At 35.5% G+C, this 12,126-nt stretch carries 12 protein-coding genes; 8 read left to right on the top strand and 4 right to left on the bottom strand.

What is annotated here, in order from left to right; genetic code table 11:
* Window positions 1-15 precede the first annotated feature (15 nt).
* Both arsS and FORMB_RS04060 read right to left on the bottom strand, forming a co-directional pair.
* Window positions 16-1,071 (bottom strand): arsenosugar biosynthesis radical SAM (seleno)protein ArsS, encoded by a 1,056-nt coding sequence (arsS, locus tag FORMB_RS04065; protein ID WP_069676239.1) that lies wholly within the window; start codon window positions 1,069-1,071, stop codon window positions 16-18.
* A 3-nt stretch (window positions 1,072-1,074) separates the two neighbouring features.
* Window positions 1,075-1,410: an arsenosugar biosynthesis-associated peroxidase-like protein gene (locus FORMB_RS04060; RefSeq protein WP_069676238.1), complete on the bottom strand. Its 336-nt coding sequence runs from the start codon at window positions 1,408-1,410 to the stop codon at window positions 1,075-1,077.
* Window positions 1,411-1,757: 347 nt separating this feature from the next.
* Here FORMB_RS04060 and FORMB_RS04055 point away from each other — a divergent pair, with 347 nt between their 5' ends.
* From FORMB_RS04055 to FORMB_RS04045, 3 genes are all read left to right on the top strand, one after another.
* Complete coding sequence (locus FORMB_RS04055; RefSeq protein WP_069676237.1) at window positions 1,758-3,122, top strand: T9SS type A sorting domain-containing protein; 1,365 nt, start codon at window positions 1,758-1,760, stop codon at window positions 3,120-3,122.
* Between the two features lie 134 nt (window positions 3,123-3,256).
* Complete coding sequence (locus FORMB_RS04050; protein WP_069676236.1) at window positions 3,257-3,523, top strand: hypothetical protein; 267 nt, start codon at window positions 3,257-3,259, stop codon at window positions 3,521-3,523.
* 564 nt (window positions 3,524-4,087) lie between these two features.
* The gene (locus tag FORMB_RS04045) at window positions 4,088-5,347 is read left to right on the top strand and encodes a T9SS type A sorting domain-containing protein (protein ID WP_069676235.1); all 1,260 of its coding nucleotides are present in this window, start codon (window positions 4,088-4,090) and stop codon (window positions 5,345-5,347) included.
* A 546-nt stretch (window positions 5,348-5,893) separates the two neighbouring features.
* Here FORMB_RS04045 and FORMB_RS13225 read toward each other — a convergent pair.
* Together FORMB_RS13225 and FORMB_RS04035 are read right to left on the bottom strand one after the other, a co-directional pair.
* A complete protein-coding gene (locus FORMB_RS13225) occupies window positions 5,894-6,766 on the bottom strand; it encodes a Fic family protein (protein ID WP_069676234.1) in 873 nt (290 codons plus the stop codon).
* A 426-nt stretch (window positions 6,767-7,192) separates the two neighbouring features.
* Entirely contained in the window at window positions 7,193-7,480 is a 288-nt protein-coding gene (locus FORMB_RS04035; protein ID WP_069676233.1) for a helix-turn-helix transcriptional regulator, read from the bottom strand.
* A 158-nt stretch (window positions 7,481-7,638) separates the two neighbouring features.
* On the opposite strand from FORMB_RS04035, the gene FORMB_RS04030 reads away from it, so the two are divergent.
* The 5 genes from FORMB_RS04030 (at window position 7,639) to FORMB_RS04010 (ending at window position 12,080) form a co-directional block, all read left to right on the top strand.
* Window positions 7,639-8,007, top strand: a complete 369-nt coding sequence (locus FORMB_RS04030; protein ID WP_069676232.1) for a hypothetical protein — start codon at window positions 7,639-7,641, stop codon at window positions 8,005-8,007.
* Window positions 8,008-8,013: 6 nt separating this feature from the next.
* Window positions 8,014-8,484 carry a hypothetical protein gene (locus FORMB_RS04025; protein WP_157498072.1) on the top strand — a complete coding sequence of 157 codons (471 nt, stop codon included), beginning with the start codon at window positions 8,014-8,016 and terminating at the stop codon, window positions 8,482-8,484.
* Window positions 8,485-9,076: 592 nt separating this feature from the next.
* Window positions 9,077-10,309 carry a site-specific integrase gene (locus FORMB_RS04020; RefSeq protein ID WP_069676230.1) on the top strand — a complete coding sequence of 411 codons (1,233 nt, stop codon included), beginning with the start codon at window positions 9,077-9,079 and terminating at the stop codon, window positions 10,307-10,309.
* Window positions 10,310-10,658: 349 nt separating this feature from the next.
* The gene (locus tag FORMB_RS04015; protein ID WP_069676229.1) at window positions 10,659-10,934 is read left to right on the top strand and encodes a helix-turn-helix domain-containing protein; all 276 of its coding nucleotides are present in this window, start codon (window positions 10,659-10,661) and stop codon (window positions 10,932-10,934) included.
* Window positions 10,935-10,937: 3 nt separating this feature from the next.
* A complete protein-coding gene (locus tag FORMB_RS04010; protein WP_069676228.1) occupies window positions 10,938-12,080 on the top strand; it encodes a hypothetical protein in 1,143 nt (380 codons plus the stop codon).
* Window positions 12,081-12,126: the final 46 nt, after the last annotated feature.

Below are 12,126 nucleotides of genomic sequence, written 5' to 3'. Positions count from 1 at the left end.
TTCCTCATCATATTATTAAGCTACGGTTCCTTGGCAACTACTTCCTGCGCCAGCCGTACAGCCATAGCAGTGTTGCGAAATACAAATGGTACGTTTGCTTAGAATTTCTTTATTAAAATCGCGAATGTGTTGTACGGCACTGTCCACCTTTAATTCTAACATTTGATTAAAATCACAATCGTACAGCCATCCATCCCAACTTACAGAAAGGGTGTTGGTACACATCACGTTGTCCACGGCTGCGGGATTAAAGGCTTCTACCAAATTATACATATACTCCTCATAGTTTTCAGAGGCTATAAGGTAATCTAAAAACCGACTGATAGGCAGGTTGGTGATTGAAAATAAATCATGAAATTGAATCTCAAAATTTGATGACAATGCTTTTTTGAAATCGGCTTCTAAGGCCGTTTGATCTCCGGGTAAAAAGGCCCCTGAGGGATTGTAAACCAAATCGAGTTTAAGCTCAGAGCCGGGCATTCCGTAACCCACGGCGTTTAACATTCTCAGGGCTTTAATGGAGGCATTAAAAACACCGTCGCCACGTTGTTGGTCTGTTTTTCCTTCCGTCCAGTGTGGCATGGAAGAGATGACATGCACCTTATGTTTCTTAAAAAACTCGGGCAGATCATTGTATTTTTTATTCGCTGTAATGATGGTTAAATTGGACCGAACGATCACGTCTTTGACGCCAACTTTTGTGGCTTCTTCTACAAACCATCGGAAATCAGGGTTCATTTCTGGGGCACCACCGGTAAGGTCTAGGGTATGCGCACCTGTTTCTTTGATCACGTCCAAACACTGATGCATTGTTTCTCGGGTCATGATTTCTTTTCGATCGGGACCGGCATCAACATGGCAATGTGCACACACTTGGTTGCACATATAGCCTACATTTATTTGTAGGATTTCTAATGTTTTTGGCTTTAAAGGGAATTGATTTTGAGCTTTTAATTTAGTACTAAACTTGGGGAGTTCCTCATTTTGAAAAATTCCATTAGATAAAATTTCTAATTGGCGTTTGGCGTTTGCAAGTTCATTTTCACGTTTTTTTAGGGACTTTAATTGCATCGGTTACATGGATAATTTTTTATACTTATTCATCATTTGCACACTATGTACGAGGGTTGCGCCACTTTCAATGGCGGCACCAGCATGGACTGCTTCCATCATTTCTTCTTTGGTAATACCGCGTTTTAAGCCGTCCTGTGTGTAGGCATCTATACAATACGGACACTTTACCACGTGTGATATGGCTAGGGCAATGAGTGATTTTTCTCGGGCTGTTAAAGCCCCTTCTTCAAAGACGCTTCCGTAATAGTCAAAGAATTTTTTTCCTAGCTCTTCATTCCATTCCGTGATGTTTCCAAATTTCCGTAAATCGGAGGGTTCATAATAGGTATTGCTCATGTTTATGTATTTAAGACTGTTTTTTATAATATTTTTTAAAACTAGTGAAAATTCTCCGAAATTCCTCAAATTCTCCGAAATCCATCAAAATTATCATTTAAAACACAGTTTTAAGAACTTATAAGAACCATACAAAACTACAACAATGCCTTGTGTTTTTGTTTGCAAATTTTTATTGCAAAAAGCAAGTTATTTGAATTATCCTCATCTTTAACAGGTTAAATTAAGAATAATATTACTTTTTAATCATTTAATTATGGAATGTATATTTTTTGTTGTGGTCAAAAATTAGCGTATCAAGGGGTGTATTTCTTAATATTGGGGTATAACCCTTAAATTTATTTATCATGAAAAAAATTACTTTATTATTGACATTCCTATCGGCTTCTTTAGGATTTTCACAAACTATTCCTGTTGATTTTCAAAGTGGAATAACTATAGGAGCTAAAACGGGTACCGTTATTTCACCTGCAGATGCAAATTGGTATAGTGATAGTGGATTGACATCTACTTCCGTTGAGGATTTAGCATCTGATACTCCTGACCATGTAAACGCTGGTAAGATGGTAAGTTCTAGTTCTGGTGCAAACTGGCAAAACGCCCAATTATTAATGACAAGCAATTACATGAACTTGACTACAACTAAAACGGTTACTTTAGATGTGTATTCTGATAATGCTCAAAATTTTCTTTTAAAATTAGAACAATCAAAAGGTGGTGGTGCAAATACTGAAAAAAGTTTTTCACACCAAGGTAATGGCTGGGAAACAATCGTTGTTGATTATTCAACTCCTGCAACTGGCCAACCAATCCCTAACGACCAGTATAAATTATTGGTAATTTTCCCATGCTACTCTGCTAGTTTTGCTGCTGCTGCTTTTGATAGTACAACATACATAGATAATGTGACAACGGCTGTTGGGGATGCGATTTCCGCACCAGCAGTTCCTACTTCTGGGGCCGCTGCTCCGTCGATTGCTGCATCTGACGTATATTCCTTCTTTGGAGATTCTTATACTAATACCGCGCCATCGAGTTACTCCCAGTCTTGGGGTCAGGGTACAGTATCTGATTACACTGCAGGTTCAGACGTTGTTAAAAAATATGCTGCTCTAAATTTCCAAGCGATTACGCTTTCGTCAACCGTAAACTTATCAAATTACACTCATATTCATGTTGATGCATGGACTCCAATAGCCAACGCAGTGGGTATTAAGTTTCAGGATTTTGGTACCGATAACGTTGACGAATATCCCAACGTCGATGATTCTGAATCTGAAGTTCAAAGTTCAACTACACAGGCAAGTCAAACATGGGTTGGTCATGATTTTCCACTTTCTGCATTTACCGGATTGACTGGTACTGCTAATTTAGGTCAAATTCAACTCTTATTAGGAAGTGCAACAGGTGGTACTCAAGGTGATGTTTATATTGATAATTTATATTTGTATACTGCCCCAACAGCAGGCATAGACGACCACTCTCTAAGCTCCGTAAAAATGCACCCGAACCCAGCAAGTGGAATCGTAAAATTTTCAACGGCGTTAGGGGATACTTTAAGTGTATCTATATTTGATTTATTAGGGAAGTTAGTACAACCTGCTCAGGTCATAAAATCAGAGTTGAATATCTCTGGCTTGAACCCTGGTATGTATTTTGCGAAAATAGATCAAGGCGCAAACTCCATTACAAAAAAATTGCTTGTAAATTAAGTTGCAACTAACCAACCAACTTTAATTTCAAAGAAGCTTCCAGCAATGGAGGCTTCTTTTTTTTGATTTCACCTGTCCGTTGAACATCACAGCCAATGTTGCAACGCTTGACATAACCGACTTAACAGAACTAGATGCTATCTAGTCATGGAACAAAACTTGAATTGACTGCTGTAGGATTTGCTATTATCAATTATTTTGACTACCTTATCGAAGATGATTACACGATAGCTTTAACAAAAGATTTTGCTTCTAACGCAGTAAGAATGTATCCAAACCCTGCTAAAGAGGTTGTAAGTTTTTCTTTCGCTTCAAACATAGCTTTGGAAGTTACGATTTATTTGAGAAAGAAGTGCTTCGTTCAGAAAACGTACAATCTCAACTTAATATTTCTAGCTTAAAACCTAGAGTGTATTTTGCAAACATGACACATGGTTCACGTGTTTCTACTAAGAAACTCCTAGTGAACTAAACATATAATTAACCATTTTTTTTATGGAAGCTTCCAGCAACGGGGGCTTCTTTTTTGTTTACATGAGTCCGAGATAATTTCAGTCTATAGGTGCCTGCTGGAGCAGAACGTTTTTATCGATTGTTGTGTGAGGTATTCAATATATTTATAGTATCACATCACAGTGCTCCCTTCTTGTTATGGAGTTGTTAGAAATAACCTACTTTTTTAACGATGTGCTTTAATTATAACGTTTTAGTAATTAATTGACTAATAATTATAACACAACATTAAACATAATTAACCATACAATCCCCATACATTTTCTTTTTTATAACTGTTTATTGTATTCTTGTTGTTTTGAATTTTCTAATTTTTACAGGTAATAATTATGAATATTTATGATTTTAACCGCGAAATTTGTCAGTGTATGTATTTTGTAGTACTTTGTTTAAATATTTTACAATATATTTAAACTATATTTGAGTTCATTAATAACTTAAAAACTTTTAACATGAAAAAAATTACATTATTATTTTCTTTACTAGCCGTTTCCTTAGGAACCGCTCAAAGTCTTCCAATTGATTTCTCTGACCCTTTAGATGCAAACTTTACAACCGCAGGAGGTGCTGTGTTTTCGGTCACTGCAGATGGAACAAATGCTGTTGGTCAAATTATTGGTGGAGCTGCTCAATACGACAGTAGAATGGATTTAGTATTAGACACATACATAGATATGACTACTGCTGCAAAAACATTTACATTCGAATATTATACAACTGAAGCTGTTGTAATGAATGGATTACTTCAAATTGGTGCAGAAGGTGCCGGAGGATTCGCAATTGAAAAAGGATTCGTAACTGACGGAAATATTGGATGGGAAACAATCACTATTGATTTTTCAGATGCTACAAATGGCTATCCAAATGCTGGACTTCCAGTTGTTTTTGGTCAATACGCTCAAATCTCAGTGTTTACTAATTTTGCAGATACGGGAGTATCTACATATTGGATAGATGATATTGCTGGAGCTGCTAATGGAGCTGCTGTAGCACAACCATTAACTTCTTTAGTAGTAGATTTTGAAACAGCGACTTCTTTTGCAGCTGATTCAGGAATTACTTACACGGATCAAGTTGCAAACGATTTGACTACCGGAGCCAATTCTTCAGCTACTGTTGGACTTGTTTCAGGAATCAATTCAGGTCCTTATTCAAACGCACAATTATTTGTTAGTGAAGGTTTTGATATGTCTGCTGGTGATAAAGGTTTTTCTATAATGGTAAAAGGCCCAAGAGCTATACCAGTTATAAAATTTAAGCTTGAAGGTGGTGCTAATAATGAAAGAGATGCAGCTTACACAACTCCAGGTGTTTGGCAAGAACTTACTTTCGATTTTGCTGGTGATGTATCTGTGGTACATAACAAAATTGTCATATTTTTTGATTTTGCAACTGCAGCAAGTACAGACGTAGCGGATGATGTTTTTATGTTTGACAATGTTACATTTGACGTATTTAGTTCACTTTCTACGAAAAGTTTTGCTGCCAACACAGTAAAAATGTATCCTAATCCTGCTAAAGGATTTGTAAACTTTTCTTCAACTTCAAACGAAGTTTTAGACGTTGCAGTTTATGATATGTTAGGAAAACAAGTATTACGTGCAAACGCTGTACAGTCTCAACTTAATATTTCTAGCTTAAACCCTGGAATGTATTTTGTAAATATGACACAAGGATCTAATGTTTCTACAAAGAAATTATTAGTGAACTAAGGTTTAACCAACCCAATTTAACTTTTAAAAGGCTTCCATTTGGAGGCCTTTTTTTATGTCGTCATTCCACCTACGGTTGATACATACGAGGTATCCAAGTGTCATTACGAGGGAAGTATGACCGAAGTAATCTCATGAAGTGAAACTAAAAACGAATAGATTGCCGCGTCGTAAAAAACGACTCGCAAAGACGTAACTCGCCGTCATTCCACCTACGGTCGATACATACGAGTTATCCAAGTGTCATTACGAGGGAAGTATGACCGAAGTAATCTCATGAAGTGAAACTAAAAACGAACAGATTGCCGCGTCGTAAAAAACGATTCGCAAAGACGTAACTCGTCGTCATTCCACCTACGGTCGATACATACGAGGTATCCAAGTGTCATTACGAGGGAAGTATGACCGAAGTAATCTCATGAGTGAAACTAAAAACAAACAGATTGCCGCGTCGTAAAAAACGACTCGCAAAGACGTAACTCACCGTCATTCCACCTAGGAGGATTGAATTAGGGAGGATAACTAGCAAGGTTTAGAGAGGAGTTTCTAAACACCAATTTTCCACACTCCTTTTTCTAAAAACGTTTCTATAGATTGACGCTTCGCTTTGTTGAGTAAATTGGAATGAGAAATTTTTTCTTGTTTGGCATATTCAGAAAGCGTTATTATTTTCTTTCCTTCCAGATACGCCAATCGTTTATGAAAACTTTGACACAATGCTTTCCCTACAATGTCTTGCATAATTGCAGTTGTGCCACGTTGGTCAAATTCCTGAAAAGCATCATAATATTCTTTTCTATTGATAAATTTTATATTGATCGGTACATAATTCTCACGCAGCAAGGCATAATTATTAATCACACGTCCAATTCTTCCATTTCCATCCACAAAAGGGTGAATGTGTTCAAAAGTGAGGTGAAGCTTCGCAACGCGTCTAATAATGTTGTCAGCGTCACTCGTTTGGTATTGTACCATCATTTCTTTTAGCAACCCTAAAACTTCTGTAGGATTTGGAGCCATATAAGTGCCCACACGCACCCATTCGTTTTCGTTTCTAAACCGCCCAGCAATATCATCTCTAATATTACTGATGAGCATTTTATGCAAAAACAAGATGTTGTCTAAAGTAAGTTCTTTTTCTGTTGCCTTTTGATTGATGTATGCAACGACTCTCGCTAGATTTTTAGCCCCAAATAATTCTCGCTCATTAATGTAACGGTCGAGGTCAATCTGCATCAGAATTTTTTCTGTTTCATCTAAGGTCAACGTGCTATTTTCAATGGCATTAGAATTATAGACCTGTTCAGCCACTTCGGTTTCGTCAAGCAGTTTGATTAAGGCCCTTTTATCAACTGCAAGCCGACAATACCGCTCTTTAAGCGCTTGAATCTGTTTGAGAATTCGGAAAGATTGAGTCATCTGATTTATATCTATTGTTTTTCAACGTGTTAGCTCTGCCTGCCTGCCTGCCTGCCTGCCTGCTTGCCGCCCGCTTTGCCGACAGCCAGGAGTTGGTTCACTTTTAATATGTTGCAAAGATACTTATTTTCACGACTAAATTCATTAACTCGTGAATTTAGTCGATTATTTCGTGGTTATTCACGAGTTAAGACCGACTCCATAGGGTTACTTTAAGGCATAAGGGATGTAACTCGCCGTCATTCCACCTACGGTCGATACATACAAGGCATCCAAGCGTCATTACGAGGGAAGTATGACCGAAGTAATCTCATGAGTGAAACTAAAAACAAACAGATTGCCGCGTCGTAAAAAACGACTTGCAAAGACGTAACTCATCGTCATTCACCTACGGTAGATACAAACAAGGCATGAGAGACAAACGATTTAACTCCTTTTATCAATCGTATCGTAAAGTGCCTCTAAATCTTCAATGGAGTTTTTTATAGTCTGTATAATCTCTTTCTGGTTTTTCTGTGGTTTGGTAGATATAAATAAGTCTTTTAAGTCGACATCGAGGGCGGCGGCTATATCAATAAGTAATTGTTTTCTAGGGATACTATCTCCCTTTACAAGATTTGAGACACTAGCCTCCGTAACGTTAACCATAAGAGCGAACTCTTTTCCTGTAATACCTTTCTCTTTTAGTATTTCTTTTAGCCTTAATATCTTCATAACGTATTTATGTTTAAGCAAAAATACAAAATTATAGTTTAAGTGTAATATTTTGAAAATAAATTTAGTTTCAGTTGCATAATATTATAGTAATGCTTTAATTTGTAGTGTAAATATATTACTTATGCTATAAAAATATTAACCCAAATCTAAAAATCATGAAACCCCAAACCGCCAAACAAATTACAGACGCCAATCAGAAAGCCATCAAAGACCGTTTGTCAGCACCCTACACCAAACAGCAACACGCCGCTGTAGCGGGTTGCGACTCCGAAGACATAATGTATTGGAACTTTTTTTTAAACACTATGGAGGCCTACACCAAAAAAGAATATACCGACTCCGAAGGTTTTGACGCTCTAGCCATGGTCTTATGGAATCGGCTTTTGCCAGATGCCGAGCCATTCACCAAGCAAGAATACAGCAACACCTATGGCTTTAGTGAAACAAAATTGGTGTTATGGAACGAATGCCTGCCAGATGCCGAACCATTCACCGAGGACGAAATAAACAACAGCAAAAAATAAATTCAAATGAACAAAGAGTTAGATGCATACACTATGTTATTGGCAAACAAAGAAGCCCAAACCAAGGGTGAAAAATTACCTTATACAAAACAACAATTTAACGAAACCAACGAAGGGAACACTAGTTCGTTAATATTTGACTGGAATTTAAGCTTACCAACCGCCGAACAATTTATTAAACTCGAACATTCCGAAGGCAGACACTGCAATGCCATAGCCATGGCACATTGGAATATCGACCTACCACATGCCGAGCCCTACACCAAAAAAGAACATTCAGAAGCCAAGGGATGCACAGCCGAGACTATGAGATTTTGGAATGAATGTTTACCAGAAGCAGAACCCTACACCAAAGAGGAACACGCCTCCGCTGAGGGATGCACAGCCGAGGCTAAATCGTTATGGAACTTAGTCGTATCAAAATCCGAGCAGTACACAAAAATGGAAATGATAACAAACAAAACTGTAACTAAGTAACCATTAAATCTAGTGCAAAAGAAAAGGACACCTTTAACAGTGTCCTCTTGTTTTTGTTTGGATATTACAGTTTAAAATTAGTCTAAAATAGCGACTAATTGCCCTAAAAATCTATGACTGCCAAACAAGTAGATTATAAAGGTAAAAAAATAAACGCAAAAACCAAATATATCAAATAAGAAAAGGAAATTTTTAACAGATTTTCTTTTTGTTTGTTCAAATGATTTATAGGAGCATGGCCAATCGCTTGAACCGATGATAACAACGTTACTACAATAAGAAATACCAAGGCATACCCAGATAAAAAACCTCAGCAAGCCATTCATCGCCCATTATAGCCAAAAAGTCTAGAATTTTAAAATGGTTTCCTTTAGGTTGTCTTTTGCGGGTATTAAAAAAAAAAACCCACGAATGTGGGCTTTGTACTCAAGGTGGTAGTAAGACGTGTTTATGATATGAAATAGTTTAAAGGTGTTATAATCTGGATTTAACAGATATATAAATTAAGTATAAATTTATTTAAATTTCTTTTTATTTCAAAATATACCATAAAATCGTACAATAATCGTACAAATTTGTATATTTGCACTATATGAAACTGAATTTAGCATATAGAAGCAGAAAACCTAAAGCACAAGCTATCATTAAACTTCGACACTTCAAAAAAGGGGTTACTGATGGCGAAATTATTCTTCACTACAAAACTAAATTCTTAATTTCAAAACAAGATTATAAAAACAAAACTGTCCCTACCAAAATTAAACACGCAGTTGAGAATTGTATTGATTACGTCTCAGAAAAGTTTTTAGAACGTGGCGAAAACTATATTCCTACAAAAGAATGGCTTCATAATAGATGTAACGAGTTTTTTGAAATTGATGAACAAGAAGACACTTTACTTATTAATTGGATTGATGTTAAAATAAAAGACCTTATTAATACTGGTCTTTCATCAAACACAATAAGCAACTACAAGGTTCTAAAGGATAAAGTAACGAGATATAATAAGGGTTTAGAGTTAAAAGATTTGACTGCTAAAGAACTGGACAGATTTAAAAATTATTTAAGAGAAGACGAGAAATACGGAATTGGCACAATTAACAAAGATGTCGACCATATTAAATCCGTTTTATCAATCGCATCAAGAACCTCAAAGTTTCCAGATGATTTTAGATATTGGCAAAAATTCAAACAATCTAAATCTGCTAAATACAAAGACACAAAAGTTATCGTAATAGACGAAGATGAAATAAAAAGAATAGAGGAACTTAAACTTGACAAACCACACTTAATAAATGCGAGAAAATGGTTGATTATCGGAATTAATACTGGTCAAAGAGTTAACGAGTTATTAAGCATAAATAAGAGTATGTTTAAGATTGATAATGATATTTTAGTGTTAGACTTTTCTCAAAATAAGCAAGGTCAAGCCAATCGCATACCAGCACTTCCAAAAGTAAAGGCAATGTATGATAGTGATGAATTGCCGTATAAAGTTTCAGATGTTAAGCTAAACATTGCTTTAAAGACATTGGGCAAGATGGCTAAAATTGACACAAAAATAAATAGCTACTTAAACGAACAAATTGAAGTAAAACGAAAAGATGGGTTAAAGACTGTAGAAAGAAACATTAAGGCTGTAAGACCAAAATATATGTATTTCCAAACAAAAATATTCAGAAGGACTTTTAGTACTTATTGGATTGATAAAATGCCACCAGAGGAAATCAGAAAGTTTACTGGACACAAAACAAATGAAATGCTCTACACTTATGTAGCGGAAGCAAGACCAGACTTTAGCAAGTGGAAACAACACTTGACGTAAAATCTGCGTTTTTGAAATTAGATATGTTAATAACTATTATGAGATAAAACGATATAAGAAAAAAGCCAACAGAGAACAAGAAACAGTTTGAGGGTTTAATTTCATATTAAATGCGAAAACTTTTAAGAAGGAAAGTAAGGTTATTCTTACTTGACGTTAAAAACTTACAGGTAATATTTGTGAGTGAGCATTGTGTATCAGTGTAACACAGTATAGATTTGTAAAAAAGAAAGAGCCACTCGTGAAAAGTAGCTCAATCAGTAAGTATTAAAATTTTCGAAGACCTTAATACTCTACAAAAATAGTAAAAATCACGAGTACTCTTATTATTAACTTAAAATTTAATTAAATGAGTACCATCACACAAGTACAAGGAGTAACTCCTTCCGAATTATCACAACAAATCACTGAACTGTTAAAGCTACAAATAAGAGAATTATTTGACGAGGCAATTGCACGCCAAAGTTCCGATGAAGACTATCTAACTTCAAAAGATGTCCAAAACCTTTTAAATATAAGCCACACTACTTTGTATCGAAAAGAAAAAAAAGGACTAATTCCTTTCAAACGAATTGGTGCAAAGAAACTATATAAAAGAGGCGAGATTACAGATTTATTGCAGTAATAGATGATACCACTAGGCAAACCGAAAATAGATAGTTTGCGAATTCATCTGCCTTTAAGCGAGGTAATCGTAAACAAAGAACACAGCTCTTTTATGCGTTCAATCACTACTTCAAATGATGATGGCGAAGTGATAGAGGAACACGTAAACACAACTTACTTTAATCCTAATGAGATAATAAGTTGTAGCTATGCTATTAAAAGACCATTTGGCATTGATACGCTTTACATTGGCTTTTCATCCAAATCACTAAAGCAAAACTACTTTAAGGGAATTGACAAGCAAACCATAAAACAATGTTTCCATTTTATAAATAGAGAGGGATTAATTACGATAACAAAAGAGAAGTTTTTAAACGCTTTAGTGGTAGATGTGGATTTCTGTATTGATTATCATTTAGACACCAAAGACACAAGAATTAAAAAGGTTATTAAGGTTTGCAAAGACCTAACAATCCCAAGCAAAAACATAAATGTGTATAGCAAAAGAGAGGAAAATAATTGTGGCATCTGGTGGGGTAATAGAAGTAAGGTTGGTAAGGCTTTTTATTCAAAGCAGTTTCTTAAATATTATGCAAAAGCAGTAGAACTAAAACACAATAGTACTGCATTTTATGAAACATATTTAAAGGCTGAATTAAATGGCGAGCTGGTTGATTTAGATGGCAATAGGTATCCTCAAAATAAATTCTTTGATGATGATAGATTGCTTCGTGTAGAAACAACAATTAAAAACAATCAACACTTCAAAACTTACGGATATAATGTCAAAACTTTAAACGACTTATTGAAGCTGGAATTAAATAGAGCCTTTCTTCAAGTCTTTAATAGACCAATGTCAAAATATATGACTGGATACAGAGAAATAAGCCATAAAGAAGGAATGACACTGTCACAAAAATTTAAATACTATGCAATGCTTAAACACGCTGAATTAGTCAAATGCAATATTGAAGAAGCAATCCCATATTATGTTAGTGAGTTCCACCCAGACATTAAAAACCATTCAGCAAGAGGTAATCTAAAAGCTGATTTATTACGCATTGTGAATATGAACGAAGTGGGCGTAAAAACTATTACTCACAATCGAAAAATGTGGCGTGAATTTATTGACGAAATACAAGCAAAAAATCTAATACCTAAATAATTTGATGTACATACAATGATGTATGTATATATTACACCATATCGTG

The organism is Formosa sp. Hel1_33_131 (assembly GCF_001735745.1).
Classification (GTDB): Bacteria; Bacteroidota; Bacteroidia; order Flavobacteriales; family Flavobacteriaceae; genus Hel1-33-131.
Note: the sequence above shows the minus strand (reverse complement) of the source record. Positions and strands in the feature narration are given on the sequence as shown.